The sequence below is a fragment of the Pseudaquabacterium terrae genome, assembly GCF_013266755.1.
GTDB classification, from domain to species: domain Bacteria; phylum Pseudomonadota; class Gammaproteobacteria; order Burkholderiales; family Burkholderiaceae_C; genus Pseudaquabacterium; species Pseudaquabacterium terrae.
In genome coordinates this window covers 586,972-610,358 of sequence record NZ_JABRWJ010000001.1, presented here as the reverse complement: position 1 = coordinate 610,358, position 23,387 = coordinate 586,972, and the positions used below count along the sequence as shown (strand labels likewise).

The 23,387-nt window shown below is 70.1% G+C and carries 20 protein-coding genes; 8 read left to right on the top strand and 12 right to left on the bottom strand.

Annotated features, from left to right (window positions below):
- Window position 1: 1 nt before the first annotated feature.
- Window positions 2-1,543 carry a PhoX family protein gene (locus HLB44_RS02755; RefSeq protein ID WP_173120358.1) on the bottom strand — a complete coding sequence of 514 codons (1,542 nt, stop codon included), beginning with the start codon at window positions 1,541-1,543 and terminating at the stop codon, window positions 2-4.
- 157 nt (window positions 1,544-1,700) lie between these two features.
- On the opposite strand from HLB44_RS02755, the gene HLB44_RS02750 reads away from it, so the two are divergent.
- Window positions 1,701-2,297, top strand: a complete 597-nt coding sequence (locus HLB44_RS02750) for an ATP-dependent Clp protease proteolytic subunit (protein WP_173120356.1) — start codon at window positions 1,701-1,703, stop codon at window positions 2,295-2,297.
- A gap of 31 nt (window positions 2,298-2,328) precedes the next feature.
- Here HLB44_RS02750 and HLB44_RS02745 read toward each other — a convergent pair whose 3' ends face one another.
- Both HLB44_RS02745 and HLB44_RS02740 read right to left on the bottom strand, forming a co-directional pair.
- A complete protein-coding gene (locus HLB44_RS02745; protein ID WP_173120354.1) occupies window positions 2,329-3,177 on the bottom strand; it encodes a hypothetical protein in 849 nt (282 codons plus the stop codon).
- Window positions 3,178-3,310: 133 nt separating this feature from the next.
- Window positions 3,311-4,195, bottom strand: a complete 885-nt coding sequence (locus HLB44_RS02740) for a peptidylprolyl isomerase (protein WP_173120352.1) — start codon at window positions 4,193-4,195, stop codon at window positions 3,311-3,313.
- A gap of 236 nt (window positions 4,196-4,431) precedes the next feature.
- Here HLB44_RS02740 and HLB44_RS02735 point away from each other — a divergent pair, with 236 nt between their 5' ends.
- A complete protein-coding gene (locus HLB44_RS02735) occupies window positions 4,432-6,597 on the top strand; it encodes an alpha-amylase family glycosyl hydrolase (RefSeq protein WP_217283506.1) in 2,166 nt (721 codons plus the stop codon).
- 62 nt (window positions 6,598-6,659) lie between these two features.
- On the opposite strand, the gene HLB44_RS02730 is transcribed toward HLB44_RS02735, so the two are convergent.
- The 5 genes from HLB44_RS02730 to HLB44_RS02710 all read right to left on the bottom strand — a co-directional run bounded on the left by HLB44_RS02730 (window position 6,660) and on the right by HLB44_RS02710 (window position 13,183).
- Window positions 6,660-9,878 (bottom strand): efflux RND transporter permease subunit, encoded by a 3,219-nt coding sequence (locus tag HLB44_RS02730; RefSeq protein ID WP_173120350.1) that lies wholly within the window; start codon window positions 9,876-9,878, stop codon window positions 6,660-6,662.
- 1 nt (window position 9,879) lies between these two features.
- Window positions 9,880-11,109 carry an efflux RND transporter periplasmic adaptor subunit gene (locus HLB44_RS02725; protein ID WP_173120348.1) on the bottom strand — a complete coding sequence of 410 codons (1,230 nt, stop codon included), beginning with the start codon at window positions 11,107-11,109 and terminating at the stop codon, window positions 9,880-9,882.
- Window positions 11,110-11,318: 209 nt separating this feature from the next.
- Window positions 11,319-11,720, bottom strand: coding sequence for a GFA family protein (locus HLB44_RS02720; protein WP_173120346.1), 402 nt, complete (start codon window positions 11,718-11,720; stop codon window positions 11,319-11,321).
- Window positions 11,721-11,752: 32 nt separating this feature from the next.
- Window positions 11,753-12,739, bottom strand: a complete 987-nt coding sequence (locus tag HLB44_RS02715; RefSeq protein ID WP_173120344.1) for a helix-turn-helix transcriptional regulator — start codon at window positions 12,737-12,739, stop codon at window positions 11,753-11,755.
- Between the two features lie 12 nt (window positions 12,740-12,751).
- Complete coding sequence (locus tag HLB44_RS02710; RefSeq protein ID WP_173120341.1) at window positions 12,752-13,183, bottom strand: hypothetical protein; 432 nt, start codon at window positions 13,181-13,183, stop codon at window positions 12,752-12,754.
- 106 nt (window positions 13,184-13,289) lie between these two features.
- On the opposite strand from HLB44_RS02710, the gene HLB44_RS02705 reads away from it, so the two are divergent.
- Window positions 13,290-13,502, top strand: a complete 213-nt coding sequence (locus tag HLB44_RS02705) for an oxidoreductase-like domain-containing protein (protein WP_173120339.1) — start codon at window positions 13,290-13,292, stop codon at window positions 13,500-13,502.
- A 135-nt stretch (window positions 13,503-13,637) separates the two neighbouring features.
- Window positions 13,638-15,167: a glutamate--cysteine ligase gene (gshA, locus tag HLB44_RS02700; RefSeq protein ID WP_173120337.1), complete on the top strand. Its 1,530-nt coding sequence runs from the start codon at window positions 13,638-13,640 to the stop codon at window positions 15,165-15,167.
- A 796-nt stretch (window positions 15,168-15,963) separates the two neighbouring features.
- On the opposite strand, the gene HLB44_RS02695 is transcribed toward gshA, so the two are convergent.
- From HLB44_RS02695 to HLB44_RS02680, 4 genes are read right to left on the bottom strand one after another with little or no spacing between them, the layout of a single operon-like run.
- Window positions 15,964-17,442, bottom strand: coding sequence for an aldehyde dehydrogenase family protein (locus tag HLB44_RS02695; protein ID WP_173120335.1), 1,479 nt, complete (start codon window positions 17,440-17,442; stop codon window positions 15,964-15,966).
- A gap of 12 nt (window positions 17,443-17,454) precedes the next feature.
- Window positions 17,455-18,759, bottom strand: coding sequence for an enoyl-CoA hydratase-related protein (locus HLB44_RS02690; protein WP_173120333.1), 1,305 nt, complete (start codon window positions 18,757-18,759; stop codon window positions 17,455-17,457).
- Window positions 18,760-18,771: 12 nt separating this feature from the next.
- Complete coding sequence (locus tag HLB44_RS02685) at window positions 18,772-19,605, bottom strand: SDR family NAD(P)-dependent oxidoreductase (protein ID WP_173120331.1); 834 nt, start codon at window positions 19,603-19,605, stop codon at window positions 18,772-18,774.
- 22 nt (window positions 19,606-19,627) lie between these two features.
- Window positions 19,628-20,515 carry a MaoC/PaaZ C-terminal domain-containing protein gene (locus tag HLB44_RS02680; protein ID WP_173120329.1) on the bottom strand — a complete coding sequence of 296 codons (888 nt, stop codon included), beginning with the start codon at window positions 20,513-20,515 and terminating at the stop codon, window positions 19,628-19,630.
- A gap of 91 nt (window positions 20,516-20,606) precedes the next feature.
- On the opposite strand from HLB44_RS02680, the gene HLB44_RS02675 reads away from it, so the two are divergent.
- From HLB44_RS02675 to HLB44_RS02660, 4 genes are all read left to right on the top strand, one after another.
- Window positions 20,607-21,791: a thiolase C-terminal domain-containing protein gene (locus HLB44_RS02675; RefSeq protein WP_173120327.1), complete on the top strand. Its 1,185-nt coding sequence runs from the start codon at window positions 20,607-20,609 to the stop codon at window positions 21,789-21,791.
- An 81-nt stretch (window positions 21,792-21,872) separates the two neighbouring features.
- The gene (locus HLB44_RS02670) at window positions 21,873-22,637 is read left to right on the top strand and encodes a FadR/GntR family transcriptional regulator (protein WP_217283505.1); all 765 of its coding nucleotides are present in this window, start codon (window positions 21,873-21,875) and stop codon (window positions 22,635-22,637) included.
- A 56-nt stretch (window positions 22,638-22,693) separates the two neighbouring features.
- Window positions 22,694-23,026: a toxin-antitoxin system TumE family protein gene (locus tag HLB44_RS02665; protein ID WP_246312012.1), complete on the top strand. Its 333-nt coding sequence runs from the start codon at window positions 22,694-22,696 to the stop codon at window positions 23,024-23,026.
- Entirely contained in the window at window positions 23,023-23,379 is a 357-nt protein-coding gene (locus HLB44_RS02660) for an HVO_A0114 family putative DNA-binding protein (protein WP_173120324.1), read from the top strand. The genes HLB44_RS02665 and HLB44_RS02660 overlap by 4 nt, the downstream gene beginning before the upstream one ends.
- The last annotated feature ends 8 nt before the right edge of the window (window positions 23,380-23,387 follow it).

Below are 23,387 nucleotides of genomic sequence, written 5' to 3'. Positions count from 1 at the left end.
ATCAGAGGGTGCCGCGGGCCCACGGGCCGGTGATGGCCAGCGTGAGGCCGGGGCCCTGCAGGTTGGCGAACAGCACGCGGCCGTCGGGGCTGAAGCAGGCGCCGCACCATTCGCTGTTCTTGTGGTTGCCGGCCGACGCGGCGGATTTGCCGACCGCCGCCAGCTGCGCCGACGTGAAGTTGAAGTTGTTGCGCGCGAAGATGGTCGAACCGCCGTTCGGCAGCACCACCATCAGCCGCTGCTGCGTGACCGGCGCGCCGGTGTTCGGGCCGCCGCTGCCGCCGTCTTCGCAGAACAGCACGCCGCCGCGCGGGCTGATGCAGACGTTGTCCGGCGAGTTGCCGACCGTGATGTCGTTGCTGACGAAGATCGCCTTCAGGATGTTCGACTGCAGGTCCAGCGCCCAGATGCGGCCGGCGCGCGCGGGGTTCGTCGTCACCTGCTTGTCGGTGAAGAAGACGACGCCATTGGCGACCCAGCAGCCTTCGTTGGCGCCGAAGATCGCGGCGCCGCCGGCGTAGGCCTGCAGGTACGGGCCGCTCGCGGAGACGTTGCCGAGCGCGCTGGCGAGGGTGCCCGCGTCGAGGTCCGGGTTGGCGATGTCGACCCACTCGATCTCGAACTCCTGGCACAGCGTCGGCATGCGCAGGTCGGCGTTCATCACGCCCTTGACCTTCAGGCCCTGCAGCTGGCCGCCGGCGTGCAGCGAGTGCAGGCCGCCTTGCAGGTTGTCCGGACGGAAGCGGTACAGCGTGTTGGCGTTGCCCTGGTCCTCGGTCAGATACCAGTCGCCGGTGGCCGGGTCGATCGCGCAGGCTTCGTGCGCCATGCGGCCCATGCCGATGATCGGGTTCGGATTGGCGGCGTTCAGGCTGGTGTCGGCGGGCACCTCGAAGATGTAGCCGTGGCGCTTGCCGGTGTCGCTGACGGTGTTCGAGCGCACTTCTTCATTGGTCAGCCACGAGCCCCAGGTGGAGACGCCGCCGGCGCAATTGCGGTAGGTGCCGCCGAAGGACGCGAAGCTCTGCGTCCACTGGCCGTCGCGGAACACCAGGTTGGTCGTGCCGCCGTGCTGGTAGCCGGTGATGCCCGAGGCGGTGCGGCCGGTGTCGTACTTGGCGACCGACGCGCGGCCGGCGCCGAGGATGTCCGCCGCATTGCTGCCATTGGAGCGCTCGTGGTTGCGCACCAGCACGATCTCGTTGCTGCGGCCGACCTTGCGTGCCAGCGCGACGCCCATGCCGTCGTGGTTCGGCGGCGTCGGCAGCCCGTCGGTCATCAGGTCACCGCGCCAGCCGGTGGACTTGTAGCTGAAACCGGGCGGCAGCTCGATCAGCGGCAGGCCGGTCGTCAGGTCGTTGACGGGCGCCGGCGCGCCGTAGGGGCTGTCGAGCAGCACCGAGGCCGTGGCGCCCGCGCAGGCGGCTTCGGCCACGCGGCTGGCCATCGCGGCGATCGGGCCGCCGAATGCGGCGGCGATGGCGGCCGAGCCACCTTTCAGGAGTTGCCGTCGTGGCGGCGAGTGCAGTGCATCGGTAGTCATCGGGTCCCTCTTCTCGGCTGTGGTGGATGCCGACCTTCCGGCGCGGCGGCGGAAGGTTGAAGGACCCGCGTGACGCGGGCATGTCGAAGGCGTGTCAGTGCGGCCGCGCTGCGCTGCGCAACAATGCGCGGCAACACCTTATTCCCAGGGGACTGCCATGCCGAACCGACTCGCCGACGACAAGCCCGTCGCCACCCCCGCCGCGGCCACCGACCGCATCGAAGACCAGCTCTCGTTCCGCTCGCGCTTCGTGCTGGTCTTCGGCGAGGTCGACGACAAGCTCGCCCACGCCACCTGCCGCCGGCTGCTCGCGCTGTCGGAGCAATCCGATGCGCCGATCACGATGCTGGTGTCCTCGCCCGGCGGTCACGTCGAATCGGGCGATGCGATCCACGACATGATCAACTTCGTGCGCGCGCCGGTGACGACCGTGGGCACCGGCTGGGTCGCCAGCGCCGGCGCGCACATCTTCCTCGCGCCGCCGAAGGAGCGGCGCCTGTGCCTGCCGAACACGCGCTTCATGATCCACCAGCCGGCCGGCGGTGCCGGCGGCCAGGCCAGCGACATCGCCATCCAGGCCAAGGAGATCCTGCGCACGCGCGAGCGCATCGCCCGCGTGATCGCGCGCCAGACCGGCCGCGCCTTCGAGTCGGTGCTGGCCGACATGGAGCGCGATTTCTGGATGAGCGCCGACGAGGCGATCGCCTACGGCATCGTCTCGCGCATCGTCGAACGCCAGAAAGAGCTCGGCTGAGCGTGTTGTAGCCGGCCGCCCGGCGGGCGGCTCAAGCGCCGGTGGTGTCGTCCGGCGCGCGCCAGCGGCCGGCCATGCTGGCCAGGCCGCCCTGGATCGCGGTGTCGCCTTCTTGGGTCTCGGCTGCGCGGCGCGCGCCGTAGGTGACCGACAGTGTCGCGCGGCGCAGCGCCAGCGGGTAGCCCTGATCCTCGGCACCGGTGAAGAACACCACCGTGCCGTCGGCGCGCAGGCGCTGCAGCGTCTCGGCATTCAGCGCGAGGACCAATTCGAAGACACCGGCGTGGTATTCGCGTCGCACCAGCCGACGCGTCTGGTAGGTCTCGTAGCGCAGGCTGCCGGCGCCGGAATCGATCGATTCGTTGCGGTCGATCACGATGCCCTGGGTCTGCAGCGACGCCAGGCGCGGCGCCATGCCGCCGGCGCGCTGGCCGCCGACCGCCAGCGACGCGCTGTGCGGCTTGCCGGTCAGGCAATCGATCTCGTCGCGCTGATAGACGACGCCGGTGTGCTCGCCATCGCCGGTCGGGCCGCTGGTCAGGCGCTTGTAGTCGCTGACCTGGCGGCTGGTGGCCAGCGGCATGCCGCCTTGCCAATCCTCGAACGACACCTTCAGCACCGCGCCGACGATGTCCTCGCGGCGCCAGCCCTGCGGCGGCTCGACCAGCGTGCAGCGGCCGGTCAGCAGGCCGGTGGCTTCCGGCTGCGGCCAGCCGCCTTCGATCTGCCCCGGCGTGTCGACGGTCACCGGCAGCGGCTGCGGCCGCGACGCCAGCGACGGCAATGCATCGGGCAGCGCGCGTTCGAGGGCCTGGCGCGCCGGCGACAGCGGCGGCGGCAACGTGTCGGTGCTCGGGTCGGGGCGGACGGCAGCTGGCATGGTCGGACCTCCTTCGTGACGACTAAGCGCTACTGTCCAACTTCCGGGCCCGGCTGTCATCGGGTCAGGGCACTAGTTCACTGCACTGCGAAAAAGCGGCATTTGCCGCTTTCACCCGCGCCAGCCGGACTGTTCAGTAGCCGGCAGCCTGAGCGATGGCCAGCCAGTCGGCGACCGCGCCGAGCGACTGGATCTGGCTGCCGAGCGCCGGCACGAGGTAATACAGCTGACCGTCCTTGGTGCCGACATACGCGTTCGTGGCCGCGTAATATCGGTAATAGTAGCCCTCGGCCGACGCTGAAGGCGCGCTGGCCGGCGCGGCGTACTGCGGGTAGGCGGCTTCGAGGTAATTGAAGATGCGGTCGGAGGAGGCGAGGCTTGCCTTGTCGGGCATCTCGGCCGCCCAGGTGATCAGCACGACATGCTCGCGCGTCATCGGCTGCGGGTTGGCCCAGGGCTTGCGCACCGGCAGGGCACTGAAGACGCCGCCGGCGTTGACGACTTGCAGCCTGGCGATCGCATCGACCACCGCCATGCTCGGCACCGTGGCCTTGCCGAAGGCGGTGAAGCCGCCATTGTTCGTCGGCCCCAGCGTCGTCGTGTTGTCGATCAGGTTGAAGAACCACTGGTTCGTCGCGCTGTTCGGATTGCCGCCGAGCTTGGCCATCGCGATCGTGCCGCGCACGTTGGGCCGCTGCGCGCTGTATTCGTTGACGATCGGCGGATTGCTCGGCACGTAGCCGGCCGAGTTGCCGACGGGAAAGTTGTAGCCGCCGCCTTGCAGCACGAAATTCGCGACGCTGCGATGGAGGAACGAATCGAAGTAGGCGCCGGAGCGCACGTAGCCCAGGAAATTGGCGACGGTGATCGGCGCGGCCTGGTCGTACAGCTCCACGTCGATCGGCCCGTAGGCGGTGTGCAGGCGCACCATGCTGGCCTGGGCCGGGGTCAGCAGCGCCGCTGCGGCGGCGACGAAACCGGCGGCGACCAGCCGCGAAACGGACTTGAACAGGGACACGGAGCTCTCCAACGCTGGGGTGCCGCTTTGGTGGCGAGCGGCTGGGCGTCGATTCTGCCGGAGCGGGTGCTGCTGCTGCAAAGTAGTCAAAGTACAACGTAACCGAGCGCAAACAGGGAATCACCCTGCTTGCGAATTGCTCATCTGAAGTAGTACAACTACTTCACCGCGGTGCACGTCTCGACTGTTCCAACAACTCGACCCGGCCATCGGCCCGGGTCCCAGAGGAGCTACCGATGATCCGAAGCATGCAGGCTGCGAGCCAACGCAGCCGGCCCGCCGCCGCATGGTGTCGCGGCCTGGCCCTGAGCGTCTGGCTGGCGCTCGCCAGCGCCGCCGGTCCGGCGCTGGCCATGCCCGACACCCATGTGTCGAACAAGCAGGGTTACAACACCGACGTCATCTACCAGGTCGTCACCGACCGCTTCGTCGACGGCAACGCGGCGAACAACCCCACCGGCGCCGCCTTCAGCGCCGGCTGCACGCAGCTGAAGCTGTATTGCGGCGGCGACTGGCGCGGGCTGCAGAACAAGATCGAGGACGGTTACCTCGGCGGCATGGGCATCACCGCGATCTGGATCTCGCAACCGGTGGAGAACATCACCGCGGTGATCGACTACTCCGGCACCAACAGCACCGCCTATCACGGCTACTGGGCGCGCGACTTCAAGCGCAGCAACGCCGCCTTCGGCAACCTGACCGACTTCAGCAACATGATCGCCGCGGCGCACGCCGCGAACATGAAGGTGATCATCGACTTCGCGCCGAACCACAGCTCGCCGGCCGACGCGGCCAACGCGAGCTTCGCCGAGAACGGGCGGCTCTACGACAACGGCGCGCTGGTCGCCGGCTACGGCAGCGACCCGAGCAACTACTTCCACCACCACGGCGGCTCGACCTTCGCGAACCTCGAGGACGGCATCTACCGCAACCTGTTCGACCTGGCCGACCTCGACCACAACAAGGCGCCGATCGACAGCTACTTCAAGGACGCGATCAAGCTGTGGCTCGATCTGGGCGTCGACGGCATCCGCATGGACGCCGTCAAGCACATGCCCTTCGGCTGGCAGCAGAGCCTGATGTCGTGGATCCACGGCTACAAGCCCGTGTTCACGTTCGGCGAGTGGTTCCTGAGCGCCAACGAGGTCGACCCGGCGAACCACTACTTCGCGAACAAGAGCGGCATGAGCCTGCTCGACTTCCAGTTCGCGCAGAAGGTGCGGCAGGTCTTCAAGGACGGCACGCCCGACATGGTGAGCCTGAACCAGATGATCACCGACACCGCGGCCCAGTACGCGCAGGTGCACGACCAGGTGACCTTCATCGACAACCACGACATGCCGCGCTTCCATGTCAGCGGCGCGAACCAGCGCAGGCTCGAGCAGGCACTGGCCTTCACGCTGACCTCGCGCGGCGTGCCGGCGATCTACTACGGCAGCGAGCACTACATGACCGGCACCGGCGACCCGGCGAACCGCGCCAGGATCACCTCGCTCGGCACCGGCACCACCGCCTACCAGGTGATCGGCAAGCTCGCGCCGCTGCGCAAGTCGAACCCGGCGATCGCCTACGGCTCGACGCAGCAGCGCTGGCTCAACGGCAACGTCTACATCTACGAGCGCAACTTCGGCAGCAACGTCGCGCTGGTGGCGATCAACCGCGACCTGTCGAACGCGGCGAACATCAGCGGCCTGGTCACCGCGCTGCCGGCTGGCAGCTACACCGGCACGCTGAACGGCAACAACCTCACCGTCGGCGCGGGTGGCGCGGTGCCGACCTTCTCGCTCGCCGCCGGCGCGGTGGCGGTGTGGACCGCGACGCCGGCGATCAGCACGCCGATCGTCGCCCACGTCGGCCCGGTGCTCGGCAAGGCCGGCAACACGGTGACGATCGACGGCCGCGCGTTCGGCGCCACCAAGGGCACGGTGTACTTCGGCACCACCGCGGTCACCGGCACCAACATCACGTCGTGGGAAGCGACGCAGATCAAGGTCAAGGTGCCGGCGGTGACGCCCGGTACCCACGGCGTCAGCATCAAGACCTCGGGCAACGTCACCAGCAACACCTACAACGCGATGCAGGTGCTGTCGGGCCCGCAGGTGACCGTGCGCTTCGTCGTCAGCAACGCGTTCACCACCTCGGGCGAGAACATCTACCTCACCGGCGACAAGTTCGAGCTGACGAACTGGAGCGCATCGGCGCCGCTGGGCGCGCTGTTCAACCAGGTGGTGCACGCCTATCCGAGCTGGTACACCGATGTCAGCCTGCCGGCTTCGACCGCGATCCAGTTCAAGTTCCTGAAGAAGGGCCCCGGCGGCACCGTGTGGGAAGGCGGCGGCAACCACACCTACACGACGCCGGCGAGCGGCACGGGGACGGTGTTCGTGAACTGGCAGAACTGATCGACGCTGAATGAAAACGAGCCCCGACATGTCGGGGCCTGTTCTTCATCCAGGGGTCAGCGTCAAGCCGGCTGCACCGGCCGCCGCCCGGCGGTGCGCTGCCACAGCCAGCGCGCCGTGCCGACCACCACCCGGTAGACGAAGCGGATGAGCGTCAGGAACAGCAGCACCTCGACGAAGGTGACCACGAAGGCGACGAAGGGATTCCAGCGCGCCGAGCGGGCGTGGAACTTGTTGACCAGGCTGTCGCGCTTGATCTCGATCGAGTCGTAGAAGCTCGGGATCACCAGCAGGGTCAGCAGCGTCGACGTGATCGTGCCGCCGATGATGGCCACGGCCATCGGGCGATAGAACTCGCCGCCTTCGCCGACGCCGATGGCCACCGGCAGCATGCCGGCGATCAGCGCGAAGGTGGTCATCAGGATCGGCCGCAGCCGGCGCTGCCCCGCGGCGACCAGCGCCGCCTCGCGGTCCATGCCTTCCTTCTCGCGCACGCGCGCCGCGTCGAGCAGCAGGATCGCGTTCTTCGCCACCAGGCCGACCAGCATGATGATGCCGATGAAGCTCATCAGGTTCAGCGTGTTCTTGGTCAGCAGCAGCGCCAGCACGACGCCGATCGGCGTGAACAGCAGCGAGATCATCACCGGCAGGGGCGCGGTGAACGAGCCGAACTGCACGACCAGGATCATGTACATCAGCACGATGCCGCTGAGCAGCGCGATGCCCATCTCGCGGAACACCTCCTGCTGGTCCTTCGACGCGCCGGCCAGCTCCAGCCCGTAGCCGGGCGGGAACTCCATCGCCTTGGCCAGCTTCAGCGCATCGGCCGTCACGTTGCCGGCCGAGCGGCCCTGCGCGTTGGCCGAGACGGCAATCATTCGCTTGCCGTCGGCGTGCTGGATCTGCGACGGCCCCTTGCCCATCGTCACGGTGGCGATCTGCTCCAGCGGCACCATCATCCCGTTGCTGCCCGACACGGCGATCGGCAGCCGCTCGATGTTGCTGGCATCGACGCGGTCGGCCGGGTGCAGCCGCACCGCGACATCACGCGTCTCGCCGGCCGGGTCGACCCAGTCACCGACCTCGACGCCGGCGAAGGCCACGCGCAGCGCCTGCGCGGCATCGTTGACCGAGATGCCCATGTTGTTGGCCAGCCCGCGGTCGAGCTCGATCTTCAGCTCGTTCTGCGGCTCCAGCTCCGACAGGCCGACGTCGACCGCGCCCGGCACCTTGCGCAGCTGCTCCATGAAGTCGCTGGTGATCGCCAGCAGCCGGCGCGAATCGGTGCCCGAGAAGCGGATCTGCACCGGCTTCTGCGCGCCGTTGTTCAGGTCGTCGAGCACCACGTACTCGGCGCCGACCAGGCGCTTGACCTTCTCGCGCAGCTCCTGCGCCACGGCGATGGCCGTGCGCTTGCGCTGCGTGCTCTTGCCGATGTCCACGTAGATGCGGCCGCCGCCGACGCCGACCACGCTGTTGGTCGCGCGCGTCTCGGGAATCGTGCGCGCCAGCGCCGCGGCGCTCTCCATCTTCAGCCGCACGTATTCGAGGCTGCCGGAGGACGGCGTGCGCACCTCGACCGCGATGGTGCCGAAGTCCGACGACGGCAGGAAGCTCGATTCGCCGTACTTGGCCTGCAGCCCGAACGCGCCGACCAGGCTGGCGATGGCGAAGAAGAACATCCACGCCCGGTGGTGCAGCGCCCACTCGATGACCCGGCCGTAGCGCTCGGCCTGGTGGTCGAACCAGTGGTTGAAGCGCTGCAGCAAGCGGCTGATGCCGGCCTTCTGCGTCTCGTGGTGCCCGGGCGGGTCACCCCAGTTGGCCGACAGCATCGGGTCGAGCGTGAAGCTGATGAACAGGCTGACCATCACCGAGGCGACCACCGTCAGCCCGAAGGGCCGGAACCACTCGCCGGAGACGCCGGGCATGAAGGCCACCGGCACGAACACCGCGACGATCGAGAAGGTCGTCGCCGCCACCGCCAGGCCGATCTCGGCGGTGCCGTTCAGCGCGGCGGTGCGCCGGTCCTCGCCCATCTCCATGTGCCGCACGATGTTCTCGCGCACGACGATCGCATCGTCGATCAGCACGCCGATCGCCAGCGACAGCCCGAGCAGGCTCATGAAGTTCAACGAGAACCCGCACAGCCAGACCGCGATGAAGGCCGCGATCACCGAGGTCGGCAGGCTCAAGGCGGTGATCAGCGTCGAGCGCCACGAGTTCAGGAACACGTAGACGACGAAGATCGTCAGCCCGGCGCCGAAGAGCAGCGCGTGCACCACGTTGTTCAGGCTGTTCTGCGCGCTCTCGCCGCCGTCCTGCGTCACCTCGAGCTTGGTGCCCTTGGGCAGCGTCTTGTTGATGTCGGCGACCTCCTTGCGGATCTGATCGGCGACGCCGACGGTGCTGGCGTCCCGCGTGCGCGTGACCGACAGGCCGACGTTCGGATGGCCGTTGCGCACCGAGAAGCCGGAAAGCTCGGCGAAGCCGTCGCGCACCTGCGCGACCTGCCCCAGGCGCACGATCTCGTCGCCGCGGCGGCGGATCACGATCTGCTCGAACTGCGCCGGCGATTCGATGCGCCCGACCAGCCGGATGCTCTGGTCTTCCAGCGTGCCGCGCACTTTGCCGACCGGCGCGGTGGCGTTCTGCGTGCGCACCGCATTGACGACCTCGCTGACGGAGACGCCGAATTCACGCAGCTTCTCGGCGCGCAGCAGCACCGACAGCTCGCGCCGCAGCGCCCCGTTGACGTTGACCACCGCGACGCCGGCGATCGCGCGGAAGCGGTCGGCCAGGTGGTCCTCCGCCAGGCGCGAGATCTCGGCATGCGACAGCGCTTGCGACGACAGCGCCAGCTGCATGATCGGCTGCGCGGCCGGGTCCAGCCGCTGCAGCACCGGCTCGCGCATCTCGACCGGCAGCTTGTGGCGCACGGTGCCGATCGCGTTGCGCACCTCGTCGGCCGCCTCGATCATGTTCTTGCCGAACTTGAAGATCAGCACGACGCGCGCGTTGCCCTCGGCGGCGGTCGAGCGCACGTCGTCCATGCCCGAGATGCTCTGCAGCGACTTCTCGACGCGGTTGACGATCTCGCGCTCGACCGTGTCCGGCGACGCGCCGGGGTAGGCGATGTTGACGACGAGCACCGGCTGCTCGACGTCGGGAATCTGGTTGACGCGCAGCTTGCTCAGGGCGATCAGGCCCAGGCACATCAGCGCGATGATGATCATGACCGTGGCAATCGGTCGCTTGATGCTGAAGTCCGACAGGAACATGTCAGCTCCTCGGAGCGGAAGACGAGACTTGGGCGGCGGAGGCGGCGGGGGCCGATACCGCAGGGGCTGCGCTGGCTGCGGGCGCCTTCGCCGCCGCGGCGGCGAACTCGACGCGCTGCCCGTCGCTGACCGTGCTGCCCGGATTGCGCAGCACGCGGTCGCCGGCGGCCAGGCCGTCGAGCACCGGGTACTCGCCGCGGCGCGCATCGCGCTCGCCGAGCTTGACGGCGACCTTCTTCAGCGCGTTGCCCTGCACGCGCCAGACGTGCGTCGCATCGCCCGCACGCACGACAGAGGCCTCGGGCAGCATCAGCGCGGTCGTCGTGCCGGCTTCGATTCGGCCTTCGGCATACAGCCCGGCGACGCGCGGCGGCTGCTGCTCGCCGAAGGCCACCAGCACCTCGACCTGGCGCGTCGTCGCATTCGCCGACGCGTCGATGCGCTTGATGCGACCGACGAACTCGGTCTGCGGAAAACCGTTGACGCGGAAGTTGACCGGCTGGCCGAGCTTGATCTCGTGCATGCGGTCGGCCGACACCAGGCCCTCGAAACGCATGCTGGCCGGGTCGATCACCTTGACCAGCTCCTTGCCGACCTGCGCCGTGTCGCCGGCCGAAACCTTGCGGTCGCTGACCACGCCGTCGAACGGCGCGCGCACCTCCGTGCGCTGCAGCTGCTGGCGCGCGGTGGCCACGCGGGACTTCGCGGCGACCTGGTCGCTCTGCACGTTGTTGCGCCGCATCTCGGCGTCTTCCATCGCCTGGATCGAGCTCATGCCCTGGGCCTGCAGCGTCTTCAGGCGCTGGTATTGGCGCTCCGACTGCTCCAGCCCCTGGCTCGATGCGCGCAAGGCTTCCTCAGCCGAGGCCAGGCTGTCGCGGATCGCGGTGTCGTCCAGGCGCACCAGCAGGTCGCCGCGCTTGACCGGCTCGCCGTTGTCCTTCAGCACCTGCGTGACGATTGCCGAGACCTCGGCGCGCAGGTCGGCGCGGCGCTCGGGCTGGATCGAGCCGGTGATCACCGGCCCTTGCGAGAGCGTGCCTTCGCCGACGCTGCGCAGGTCCTCGGCGGCCAGCAGCAGCGGTGGCAGCGCGGCGCTCGCTGCGGCGGCCTTGGCCGCGGCGGCGTCGCCGCCGGGTTTGCCGCAGGCGCCGAGCAGCCACACGCTGGCAGCGAGGGCGGCGGCGAGCGCAAGGGCGCGTGGAATGGCGGGCAGACGACGGCGCGACATCGGACGGATCTCCTGATTCTTGTGGGATGAAGCTCTTGGCTTCGTCACGACGGCGGCCGCTGTGGGTTTGGCCGCCAGGGGCCCCGAGGGCGCCGCTTGCGCGGACCCGGGGCCGCAAGCTTAATCTCGAAGCCGGCCTGTTCTGCCCGATCGTCGCGCGTTTGATCCCATCGAATCGGCGTTTCGTCGCCGCCGTCCGGACCGACCCGTCACATGTGCTGCGTGAACTTCGGCTTTTCCATCCAGTTGTCGTTGCGGCCGTCGCAGTACTGGATCGGCGCCGCGGCCAGTTCCTCGTCGCTGGCGTCGAGCGTTCCGATGTTGATCGACACGAACTCGCCGCCGGCCCACTCGCCGCTGCCGTGGCCGAACGGGCGCACGCCGCAATGGCGGCAGAACTCGTGGCGCAGGCTCTTCGAGGCGAAGCTGTAGGCGGCGATCGCGTCGGCGCCCCCGAGCAGCGTGAACGCCTCCGGCTTGACCGAGGTGCCCCAGTAGCGCGTCCTGCGGCAGAGCGAGCAGTTGCAGCGCGTGGTGCCGGCAGACAGGTCGATCAGCGCCTGGAAGCGCACCGCGCCGCAATGGCAGCTGCCCTGGTAGGTCTTCTGCATGTCGAATAGCTCCTGAAAGGGAAGGGCGCAGCCTAGCGGCTCTTGCGGACAGATCCTGTCCGCGGTGAACGGGCCGCCGCATCGCGCAGGCGGGTCGCCAGCCGCGCCAGGTGCCTGGCCAGCGCGGGCGGCGATTCGACCGTGAAGGGCAGCGCGGTGCAGGCCAGCCAGACGGCCAGCGCGTCGAGCGACTGCGTGCCGGTGCGCACGCGCGTGCGGCCTTCGGCCAGCGGCTCGACCACTGCGTGCATCCATTCGAGGCTCGGCTGCAGGCGTTCGGGCGGGGCGTCGAACAGCACCACGGCCGCGTGTCGGTACGCGGCGGTCGCGACGCCTTGCGCGACATAACTGCCGATGTCCTCGGCCGGTGGCCGCCGCGCGGCAAAGGGCGGCCCGGCTTCGAGCGTGCCGATGCGGTCGATGCGAAACGTGCGCCAGTCGGCGCGCTCGAGGTCCCAGGCGACGAGGTACCAGCGGCCGTCGCCGAAGACCAGCCGCTGCGGTTCGACACGGCGCCGGGTCGTTCGGCCCGCATGGTCGGCGTAGGCGAGGGTCAGCGTGTGGCGCTCGGCGCAGGCATCGGCCAGCGCGGCCAGGCGCTCGGGCGTCACCGCGGTCGCGACATCGCTGGCCTGCACGACCAACGCGCGCCGCACGTGCGCCAGGCGCTGGCGCAGCGGCGCCGGCAGCACCTGCTCGATCTTGGCCAGCGCGCGCGTGCCGGCGTCGCCCAGGTCGGCGACCGCGCTGCCGGCCAGGCTCGACAGGCCGAGCGCGATGGCCAGCGCTTCGTCCTCCTCGATCGCCAGCGGCGGCAGCTTCGCGCCGGGCGCGAGCCGGTAGCCGCCGGCCGTGCCGGCCGAGGCCTCGACCGCGTAGCCCAGGCTGCGCAGCTTGTCGACATCGCGCCGCAGCGTGCGGTCGGTGATCGCCAGCCGCTGCGCGAGCTCGGGGCCCGGCCAGCTCGGCTGCGCCTGCAGCAGCGCCAGCAGGCGCAGCAAGCGGGCTGGCGGCAGCATGCGGAGCAGGCCTCAGCGGCCGAGCGCTGCCTGCAGGCGCTGCCAACCTTCCGGATCGCTCGCGCGCACCAGCGCCAGCTCGTCGGCCAGGCGCTCGATGCGGTCGCCGGCGGCCGCGCGCTTGATCTCCTCGACCTGCTGGGCGAGCTCGCGAAAGTCGCGCACGCGCTCGTCGCCGGCCAGCTTCGGCGCGGCATCGAGCAGCGCGCCCACGGCATCCATCACCCGGCCGAGCTGGCGGCCGTAGCTGTGCCGGCTCACCACGCTTTGCTCGACCGACGGCGCCGACGAGTTCTGCGCGTTGACGACCACGCCGGCCAGCGTCCAGCCGGGATTGATCGCCTGCGACACCTGATCGGGCGCGAGCTTGGCCGCACCGGGCCAGGCCCAGGGCACGGGCGCGCCGAAGGCCCAGGCCAGCGGGTTCAGCGGGTTGCTGATCATCGTTCGGTGTCTCCCTGTCAGCGCGGCGGCCGGCGGCCCCCTTGCGCGCCCGAGTGTCGCCCAGCGCCGCCGCGCCGCCGCGGCGGGGCGCTATGCTGCCTGCCCGATGACCCTGGCCCCCGATCCCGATCCGCCGCCGCTCGAGCCCGCGCGCCCCGACGACTACGAATGCTGCGGCAACGGCTGCGAGCCCTGCATCTTCGATCTGCATGCCCAGGCACACCAGCGCTGGCAGCGCGAGATGCGGGCCTGGCGCGACCGCCGGCAAGCGGGCGCCGGCGACCTTGGCTTGACGCCCCCCGCGCCGCCGCCGGCGTAGCCGAAATCCCGATCGCCGGCAGGGGTTCCGGGCGAGTACCCCGCGCCATTGGGGGCTTGCCGGCACGCTCAAGGCGGTCATGATGGGCGTGCTACCGTTCGCCCCCTTCCAAGCCGAATCCGAGGAGAACAGGCCATGAGCAGACTGCAGGAACGCCTGCGCGGCTTGTCGATGGAACGGCTGCGCGGCATGCGTCGCGGCATCGAAAAGGAGAGCCTGCGCGCCGATGCGAACGGCCAGCTGGCGGCCACGCCGCATCCGATCCTGCTCGGCTCGGCGCTGACGCATCCGCACATCACCACTGACTTCAGCGAATCGCAGCTCGAATTCATCACCGGCGTGCACGCCGGCGTCGAAAGCTGCATCGCCGAGCTGACCGAGATCCACCAGTTCAGCTACCGCGCGATCGGCGACGAGCTGCTGTGGGTGGCCAGCATGCCCTGCGGGCTGCCGACCGACGAGACGATTCCGATCGGCCGCTACGGCACCTCGAACGTCGGCCGGGCGAAGAGCATCTACCGCATGGGCCTCGGCCACCGCTACGGCCGGCGCATGCAGACGATCTCCGGCATCCACTACAACTGGTCGCTGCCGGAGGTTTCCAGCGAACAGTATTTCGCGCTGATCCGCAACTTCCGCCGCCATTCGTTCCTGCTGCTGTACCTGTTCGGCGCCTCGCCGGCGGTGTGTTCGAGTTTCGTCGACGGCCGAGCACATCCGTTGCAGCCGCTGGCCAACCACACGCTGTACCGGCCGCATGCCACCTCGCTGCGCATGGGGCGGCTGGGCTACCAGAGCGATGCGCAGGCCTCGCTCTCGGTCAGCTACAACAGCCTGGACAGTTACGCCGCGTCGCTGCACGACGCGATGACGCGGCCCTATCCGGCCTACGAGGCGCTCGGCGTGCGCAACCCCGGCGGCGAATACAACCAGCTCGCCACCAGCCTGCTGCAGATCGAGAACGAGTTCTACGGCACCATCCGGCCGAAGCGCGTGATCGACACCGGCGAGCGCCCGCTGCACGCGCTGCGCGATCGCGGCGTCGAGTACGTCGAGGTGCGCTGCATGGACCTCGATCCCTTCGAGCCGGTGGGCATCGGCGCGCCGACCGCGCGCTTCCTCGACATCTTCCTGCTGCACTGCCTGCTGTCGGACAGCCCGCCGGACAGCCCGGACGAGATCGCCGCGCTGGGGCGCAACCAGCACCGCACCGCCGAGAGCGGCCGCCAACCGGGCATAACACTCGAACGCAACGGCCACGACGTGAGCCTGGCCGAATGGGGCCGGCAGCTGCTCGACGAGTGCGTGCCGATCGCCGCCGCGCTCGATGCAGCCGGCGGCGGCAGTGCGCACCGCGATGCGCTGGCCGTGGCGATGGAGCGGCTCGACGCCCCCGACAGCACGCCCTCGGCCCGCGTGCTCGCCGCGATGCGCGACGCGCACGGCGGCTCGCACACCGGCTTCACCGTCGCCCGCTCGCGCGCCACGCGCGAGCAGATCCTCGCGCTGCCGTACAGCCCGGCGCTCGACGAGCGCTTCCAGCGCCTGGCCGCGGAATCGATCGACACGCAGAAGCAGCACGAAGCCGCCGACACGCTGCCGTTCGAGGAATTCCGGCAGCAGTACCTGTCACCGGAGCAGCTGGGGGTCGCGGTCGCGGCTTGACGCGCCCTTGCCGTAGTGCGACTGCCCGCTTTTCAAAGGCGACCTCACGCGACCGGCCCGTTGCGGTCGTTCGGTGCGCGTGTTCGTCGTTGGCTTGCGGCGTGTGGAGCGACAAAGGCACGGGCGGGCAGGCCGCAGCGCGCGAATCCGGCGGTCGGCCCTGGGGGGCCGACTTCCCGGGCTTGAGCGCCTCGGGGACGCGCCGTCCATTTAGCTTCGTTCGCTGCGCTCACTGCGCACAGCGCCGGCGAGTCAGCCTACGAAGCTCGCTTCGCTCGCCGCCCCCGAAGCGCCCAAGCCCGGCGCCTCCCACGCGCGCTGCGGCCTGCCCGCCCGCGCCTTTGCGAGTCACCGAGGACTTCAGAAGGACGCACGCCACCGCAGTCGCTGATGGGCAAGTCGGAGTGCAGGCACGGTGGGCCGCGGAAAGCGTCTAGGAATTCGAAGGACCGCACGCCACCGCAATTGCAGGAGAGCGGCTCGGGGTGCGGGCATGGCGGGCCGTGGGAGGCGGTGAGGACCGGAAGCCCGGGGGCGGCGAGCGCAGCGAGCTTCGTAGACTGACTCGCCGGCGCTGTGCGCAGTGAGCGCAGCGAACGAAGCTAAATGGACGGCGCGCCCCCGGGCTGAGGACCGGAACGCAGTCGGCCCCCCAGGGCCGACCGCCGGATTCGGCCCGCCGTGCCCGCACCCCGAGCCGCTCGGGCGCTCAACACGAAACAAGTCCCAAACGACCACCCACACCAACGACCGCAACGGGCCGTGAGCCGCCGCGCCGGCACGCTCCGAACGTGAGTTATCCCAACGCCACCGCCACGCCCTTGTGCCGCACGAACTCCTCAATGCCGGCGCGCCCACCCTCCTTGCCGAAACCCGACAATCCGACGCCGCCGAAGGGCGCGGCCGGGTGCACGTTCATCGCGCCGTTGATGTAGACGTTGCCGCAGACCAGCCGAGCAGCCACGCGGTGAGCGCGGCCGAGGTCGCGCGTCTGCACGTAGCCGGCCAGGCCCCAGGGCGTGCCGTTGGCGATGGCGACAGCCTCGTCCTCGTCCTCGAAGCGGATGATCGACAGCACCGGGCCGAACAGCTCGGTCTGCGCCAGCGCGCTGGCCGGGTCGACGTCGGCGAACACCGTCGGCTCGACGAACCAGCCCGGCGCCTCGAGGCGGCCGCCGCCGCACAGCAGGCGGCCGGCGCGATCGTCCTTCGCGCGGGCGATGTCGGCCAGGATGCGGCCCATCGCGGCCTCGTTGACCACCGGGCCCATGAAGGTGTCCTCGGCGAGCGGGTCGCCGACCAACAGGTGAGCAATGGTCTGGCGCACGCCTTCGACGACGGCGTCGTAGATCGGCGCGTGCACCAGCAACCGCGTCGGCAGCTGGCAGCCCTGGCCGGCGTTGTTCATCGGGAATGCGGCGCAGTAGGGAATCGCCTGCTTCAGATCCGCGTCGTCGAACAGGATGTTGGCCGACTTGCCGCCCAGCTCGAACAGCGCGGGCTTCAGCGTCTCGGCGCAGGCGGCCATCACGCGCCGCGCGGCCAGCGGCCCGCCGGTGAACGAGACCTTGGCGACATCGGGATGGCGCACCAGCGCCTCGCCGGCCTCGGCCGCGCCGGGCAGCACTTGGAGCACACCTTCGGGCAGGCCGGCCTCGAGCGCCAGCTGCGCGAAGTGCGCGCTGGTGAAGGGCGTGAACTCGGCCGGCTTGACGATCACGCAATTGCCCGCGGCCAGCGCCGCGGGCAGCTTCATCGCCAGCGAGATCACCGGCGCGTTCCACGGGATGATGGCCGCCACGACGCCCAGCGGTTCGGGCAGCGTGTACTCCAGGTTCTCGGCCGGCCAGGCCGCCGTGACGTGGCCTTCGAGCTTGTCGGCCATGCCGGCGTAGTAGCGCAGCCAGGCCTGCACGATGCCGAGCTGGCGCCCGGTGAACTGCCGCGACGGCATGCCGTTCTCCAGCGACGACAGCAGCGCGAGCCGGTCCTTGTCGCGGGCGACCAGGTCGCACAGGCGCGTCAGGATCTCGGCGCGGCGCGACGGCTTGGTCAGGCGCCAGCCGGTGAACGCGGCGCGGGCCACCTTCACCGCGCGGTCGACGTCGGCGGCGCCGGCCAGGCGCATCTCGTGCTGGACCTGGCCCGTGGCCGGATTGATGTGGTTGAACGCGGCGCCGCTGCCATGGCGCAAGCGTTCGCCGCCGATCAGCAGCGTCTCTGCCGGCAACTGGCGGGCCGCTTCGGCGTGGCGGTGGAGGTCGACGATGTTCATGGTGTGGGTTCCTTAGTCGGTGCAGCTGATGACGCCGCCAGTCCACGGCGGGCAGAGGCCGCCGAGCACCGACGCCAAGTCGGCATCGGCGGGTGAAGCGATCGCGCCTTCGGCCAGCGCGCGCCGCCCCTCGGCGGCCAGCGCCTGCAGGCTGCCGCGGTGCTCGAGCAGGCGCGCGACGAACGAGGGACGGCCCGGTGGCAGCACCACCGGTGTCACGCCGCGCGCGGCGGCCTGTGATAACGCGATATCGACGCGGCTCGGAGGTGCGTCGGCGGCCACGGCGATCTCGGCCAGGCGCGCCTGCGCGGCGTCGGGCCATAGCCACAGGCAGGCGCTGCCGCGCGGGGGCGGTGCGGCCGCGCCGTCGTATTCGGGCAGCACCACCGCGGACTCCCCCAGGCGCGCCGCCGCCTGGCGGGCGCGCTTGTCGGCCTCGCCGCGGTAGACGAAGCCGGTGCGCATCAAATTGCGCGCGACCACGCCGGCCAGCAGCGGCGCGAAGCAGGTGGATTCGACCCGCAGGCCGTCGTCGAGCGGCAGCGGCAAGCCGTCGAACACCGCGCGCAGCAGTGCATGCGGAGCGGGGTAGTGACGTCCGAATTGAGCGTCCACGAGTTGCTGCCAATGTTCACGCGACGCCTCGAGCTGCGCCGCATCGGGCGCTGCGCGCTCATCCCACGGCTGCCGCGGTGGATGCCCTTCGAGCACCCACGCCCGCGCGACCGCGAGCAGCCGCTCTGCCGGCACCACGGCATCGACCAAGCCGGCGGCCAGCGCCTCGGGCGGCGCGAGCCGGCGCGCATCGAGCATCAGCCGCAGCGCCGCATCGATGCCGATCAGCCTCGGCAGGCGCTGGCTGCCGCCGCCCGCCGGCAGCAGGCCGAGGCCGACCTCGACCAGGCCGACGACGGCTCGCGGATCGTCGACCAGCACGCGGTGCTGGCACAGCAGCGCCAGCTCGAAGCCGCCGCCCAGCGCCGCGCCGTTGATCGCCGCCGCGAAGGGCTTGCCGCAGCGCTCGATGCGGCGCAACTCGCGGTTCCAGCGGTGGCTGATCTCGAAGGCCTCCGCCTCGCTCATGCCGCGTTCCCAGGCCCCGACGAAGTCCAAGATGTCACCACCGGCGACGAAGCGGCCCGGCTTGCCCGAAGCGATCACCGCGCCGCGGATCGTTGGCTCCGTGGCGACGCGGTCGACCGCGGCCAGCAGCTCGGCCGTCAGCTCGGGCGTGGTGACGTTGGCCGGCCGCGCCGGGTCGTCCAGCGTGATCAGCGCGACGCCGTCGGCGTCCACCGTGGTCGTGACGATCGCCATCGGGCGGCGCTGTCAGCTGTTGAAGTCGAGCGGCGTGTCGGGCAGGAACAGGCGGTCGGCGGCGGCCGCGATGTCCTGCGCGCTGAAGCCGGCGTGGTTGGGCAGCGGCGTGCCGGACACCATCTTCACCTCCATCACCTTGCTGCCGGACGCGAACAGCGTGCGGTTCGTGCGGTCGCCCGACAGGCCGCTCACCATGTACAGCAGCACCGGCGCCACGCGCTCGGGTGACCACTGCGCGCGCATCTCGGGCGTCATCAGGCCTTCGGTCATCGGCGTCGCGGCGGCCGGGCACAGCGTCCAGACGCGGATGCCGTACTTGAGGCCTTCCAGCGCGAGGCAGTTCGAGAAGCCCCAGAGACCCGCCTTGGCCGCGCCGTAGTTGGTCTGGCCGAAGCTGCCGCCGAGCCCGGACGACGACGCGGTGTTGACGATCACGCCGCCGCGGCCGTTCTCCTTCATCCAGCGGAACACCGGCTGCGTGACGCAGAAGGCGCCCTTCAGGTGAACCTGGATCACCGCGTCCCACTGCGCTTCACTCAGGTTCGCGAAGCTCTTGTCGCGCAGGATGCCGGCGTTGTTGACGAGGATGGTCACCGCGCCGAACGCGTCCAGCGCGGACTGCAGGATCGCCGCGCCGGCGCTGGGGCTTGCGACGTCGCCGATGCTCGCCACTGCGCGCCCGCCGGCTGCCGTGATCTCGGCGACGACGCCGTGCGCCGCGTCGGCATTCATGTCGTTGACGACGATTGCCGCGCCCTCGCGCGCCAGCAGCAGGCTGTAGGCGCGGCCGAGGCCGCCGCCGGCGCCGGTGATGATGGCCACCTGGCCGTCGAGCAAGCCCATGCAGATCTCCCAGGAGTGATGTTCAGGTCGCGAACTCGGCCACGCCGTGGTCGAGCACGATGCGGCGCTTCGGATCGTCGCGGGCCGGCACGCGCATCCGCAGCGCGGCGCGGCCGGGGCCGGTGAGCCAGATCTCGGTCAGCAGCGTCTCGCCCGGGAACACCGGGTTCGCGAAACGCAGGTCCAGCCGCTTCAGGCGCGTCGCGTCATGGCCGCACACCGTCGACGCCAGCGCCAGGCCCGCGATGCCGTAGCTGCACAGGCCGTGCAGGATCGGCTGTGCGAACCCTGCGGCGCGCGCGACGGCCGGGTCGGCATGCAGCGGGTTCAGGTCGCCGCTCAGGCGGTACAGCAGGGCCTGCTCGGGGCGGATGTCGTGCGCGACCTCGTGGTCCGGCGGGCGGTCGGTGGGCACCGGCTGCGGCCATGGCGCGCCCTCGCCGCTGCCACCGAAGCCACCATTGCCGCGCAGGAACGCGGTGCTGCCGACGGTGGCCAGCAGCTCGCCGCTGCCCTGGTCGTAGAGCCGCCGGCTCAGCAGCATCAGCGCGCCCTTGTCTGCCCCCTTGTCGAAGATCGCGTCGACGCGGTGCTCGCCGACCACCGTGGCCGCGGCCGGCAGCGGCCGGTGGATCTGCAGCCGCTGCTCGGCGTGCAGCACACGCTGCCAGTCGATGCCGGTGGCGGGGTCCTGCATCCAGAACGGGCCGGTGGCGAGCACCGAGGCCATCGTCGGCAGCGCAACCAAGCCGCCGTCGCCGGCTTCGTAGACATGGCGCAGCGCCGCAGCCGGCGCGGGGTTCGTGCGCACGAGGCCGAGGCCCAGCGCGTACAGCGCGCTGTCACGCTCGGTGTAGGTCTGCGTCACCGGCGGCAGCGGCCAGCGCAGCAGGCGTTCGGGATCGATCATGCGGGTCGGCGTCCTGTTCCTGAGATGCTTTACCTAGTCAACTTAGTTAACTATACTGAACACCTCTTTCAGCCACACCCCCGGGAAATCCATGAAGGACAAAGCGCGCATCGCCGGTGTCGGCATGCTGCCGTTCACGAAGGCCGGCCGCAGCGCGCCCTACGACGCGATGGCCGCCGACGCCGCGCGTCAGGCGCTGGCCGATGCCGGCCTCGACTACGGTGCGGTGCAGCAGGCCTACGTCGGCTTCGTGATCGGCGACACCACCTCGGGCCAGCAGGCGCTGTACCCGCTGGGGCTGTCGGGCATCCCGATCGTCAACGTCAACAACGCCTGTGCCACCGGCTCGACCGCGCTGTTTCTGGCGCACCAGGCGGTGGCCTCGGGTCTCGTCGACGTGGCGCTGGCGGTCGGCTTCGAGCAGATGCTGTCCGGCCCGCTGGCCTCGCCGTTCAACGACCGGCCCGCGGTCAACGGCAGGCTGAACGCGATGGTCGAGCGCGTGCAGGGCTGGGATGCGAAGGCGCCGATCGCGGCGCAGTACTTCGGCGGCGCGCAGCGTGAATACCAGCGCCGCCACGGCATGCCGGACGAGGTCTTCGCGATGATCTCGGTCAAGTCGCGGCGACATGCGGCGCGCAACCCGCTGGCGGTGTTCCGCGAGCCGGTGACAGTCGAAGAGGTGCTGGCCTCGACGCCGATCTTCGGCGGCCTGACAAAGCTGCAATGCTGCCCGCCGACCTGCGGCGCCGCGGCGGCAGTGATCGTCTCGCACGACTATGCGCGCCGCCACGGGCTGCTGGCACGCAGCGTGATGATCGCCGGCCAGGCGCTGACGACCGACGGCGCGGCCAGCTTCGACGGCCTCAACATGATCGACGGTGTCGGGGCCGACATGACGCGCCGCGCCGCCCGCGCAGCCTGCGCGCAGGCCGGCATCGCGCCCGACGAGCTCGACGTCGTCGAGTTGCACGACTGCTTCACGCCCAACGAGGTGATCAGCTACGAGGCGCTCGGCCTGTGCCCCGAGGGTGGCGCCGAGAAATTCATCCGCGACGGCGACAACACCTACGGCGGGCGGATCGTCACCAACCCGTCGGGCGGTTTACTGTCCAAGGGCCACCCGCTGGGCGCCACCGGGCTGGCGCAGACGGCCGAGATCGTCTGGCAGCTGCGCGGCGAGGCCGGCGAGCGCCAGGTGCCCGGCGCGCGGCTGGGGCTGCAGCACAACGTCGGCATCGGCGGTGCGTGCGTCGTGACGGTGCTGGCGCAATAATGCGTCATATTGTCTATCCAAGTTAACGATATGACCCAAGACTTGGCAGGAGCCGCGGGGGCCGCAGGCCGATCGCTCGAGATGCGCGACGACGGCGACCAGCCGTTCCGCGTGCCCAAGACCGCCGAACTGGTGGCGCGCGACCTGCGCGGCAAGATCGTGCGCGGCGAGCTGAAGGAAGGCGACACGCTGCCGGCCGAGGGCGAGCTGGTCGAGCGTTATTCGGTCTCGCGACCGACGCTGCGCGAGGCGCTGCGCATCCTCGAGTCCGAGGCGCTGCTCACCGTCACGCGCGGCTCGCGCGGCGGCCCGCGCGTTCACCCGCCCGACCCGCGCCTGGCGGCACGCCACTTCGGCCTGGTGCTGCAGAACCGCGGCACCACGCTGGCCGACATCTTCGGCGCGCGGGTGCTGATCGAGCCCTCGTGCGTGCACCTGGTCGCCAGCACCGCGCGCAAGGCCGCGGTGCCGGTGTTGAACCAGCACATCGAGCAGCAGCGCGCCGCGATCGCCGCGAAGGACGACGGCCAGCATTCACGCGCATCGGCGCGCTTTCACCGCGCGCTGATCGAGCTCACCGGCAACATGCCGCTGATCCTGCTGATGAACATGCTGACCCACATCTACGAGAGCCACATCGCCACCGCGGCGCTGGCGGCCAACGTGCAGCGCTTCGACACCGGCGCACGCCAGCGCGGCCTGAAGGCCCACGAGAAGCTGGTGGCCCTGATCGAGGCCGGCGATGCCGACGGCGCAGAAGCCTACTGGCGCAAGCACCTGGAGTCGATCGACAAGCTGATCCGCGAGAGCTTCGCGGTGGATCGGGCGATCGACGTGCTGGAGTAGCGCCACAGCATTCCGGGCACGTTCCGCCCCGCGATTCAAGAGTACGCTGAGACTCGTTGTCGCGTTTGACAACACACCGCCATGTTGGCACACTCGCCAACATGAAGGCTGAGCTCATCACCCGCTTCAAGGACGTCACATCCGAAGGCGGCGTGATCGAGCTGGTCGTGTGGCGCGTTCCGCAGCCGGTGCCGCCGTGTACTCACCACTTCAAGTACCGCGCGGCATTCGCCATGAAGGGCGTGCGCATCGTCGGGTTCGACAACGAGCGCGGCAAGGGCGACCATTGCCACGTCGACGGCCGCGAGCGCGACTACGCGTTCGTGTCCGTCGAGCAGTTGGTGGAAGACTTCATCGCGGCGGTCGACGCCGCACGGAGAGGCCAATGAGCAAACGGACACTGACGATCACGCTGCAGCCGGACTGGAAAGCCGCGCTACGCGACGCTGGCCGGCGCGCCAACGCGCGCTCGTACCAGGGCGAGGTGTTGAATTTCGAGAGCCCGGGGGCGTTTTTCGGGCGCATGACCGAGCGCCGATGGGCGCTTGTTCGCGCCCTGCAGGGGCAGGGAGAGATCTCGCTGCGCGAGTTGGCGCGCCGCGTCGAGCGAGATGTGAAGCGCGTTCACGAGGACATGCAGGTGCTGCTCGAGCTCGGCCTCGTCGAACGGGGCGAAGATGGCGGCGTGATGTGCCCCTTCGCGACCGTTCACATCGACATGGAGCTGCGCGCGGCCGCCTGAACGGTCAC

Coding starts and splice junctions, on each gene's coding strand:
- HLB44_RS02755 (WP_173120358.1), bottom strand. CDS start 1,543: ATGACTACCGATGCACTGCACTCGCCGCCACGACGGCAACTCCTGAAA.
- HLB44_RS02750 (WP_173120356.1), top strand. CDS start 1,701: ATGCCGAACCGACTCGCCGACGACAAGCCCGTCGCCACCCCCGCCGCG.
- HLB44_RS02745 (WP_173120354.1), bottom strand. CDS start 3,177: ATGCCAGCTGCCGTCCGCCCCGACCCGAGCACCGACACGTTGCCGCCG.
- HLB44_RS02735 (WP_217283506.1), top strand. CDS start 4,432: ATGATCCGAAGCATGCAGGCTGCGAGCCAACGCAGCCGGCCCGCCGCC.
- HLB44_RS02730 (WP_173120350.1), bottom strand. CDS start 9,878: ATGTTCCTGTCGGACTTCAGCATCAAGCGACCGATTGCCACGGTCATG.
- HLB44_RS02725 (WP_173120348.1), bottom strand. CDS start 11,109: ATGTCGCGCCGTCGTCTGCCCGCCATTCCACGCGCCCTTGCGCTCGCC.
- HLB44_RS02720 (WP_173120346.1), bottom strand. CDS start 11,720: ATGCAGAAGACCTACCAGGGCAGCTGCCATTGCGGCGCGGTGCGCTTC.
- HLB44_RS02715 (WP_173120344.1), bottom strand. CDS start 12,739: ATGCTGCCGCCAGCCCGCTTGCTGCGCCTGCTGGCGCTGCTGCAGGCG.
- HLB44_RS02710 (WP_173120341.1), bottom strand. CDS start 13,183: ATGATCAGCAACCCGCTGAACCCGCTGGCCTGGGCCTTCGGCGCGCCC.
- HLB44_RS02705 (WP_173120339.1), top strand. CDS start 13,290: ATGACCCTGGCCCCCGATCCCGATCCGCCGCCGCTCGAGCCCGCGCGC.
- gshA (WP_173120337.1), top strand. CDS start 13,638: ATGAGCAGACTGCAGGAACGCCTGCGCGGCTTGTCGATGGAACGGCTG.
- HLB44_RS02695 (WP_173120335.1), bottom strand. CDS start 17,442: ATGAACATCGTCGACCTCCACCGCCACGCCGAAGCGGCCCGCCAGTTG.
- HLB44_RS02690 (WP_173120333.1), bottom strand. CDS start 18,759: ATGGCGATCGTCACGACCACGGTGGACGCCGACGGCGTCGCGCTGATC.
- HLB44_RS02685 (WP_173120331.1), bottom strand. CDS start 19,605: ATGGGCTTGCTCGACGGCCAGGTGGCCATCATCACCGGCGCCGGCGGC.
- HLB44_RS02680 (WP_173120329.1), bottom strand. CDS start 20,515: ATGATCGATCCCGAACGCCTGCTGCGCTGGCCGCTGCCGCCGGTGACG.
- HLB44_RS02675 (WP_173120327.1), top strand. CDS start 20,607: ATGAAGGACAAAGCGCGCATCGCCGGTGTCGGCATGCTGCCGTTCACG.
- HLB44_RS02670 (WP_217283505.1), top strand. CDS start 21,873: ATGCGCGACGACGGCGACCAGCCGTTCCGCGTGCCCAAGACCGCCGAA.
- HLB44_RS02660 (WP_173120324.1), top strand. CDS start 23,023: ATGAGCAAACGGACACTGACGATCACGCTGCAGCCGGACTGGAAAGCC.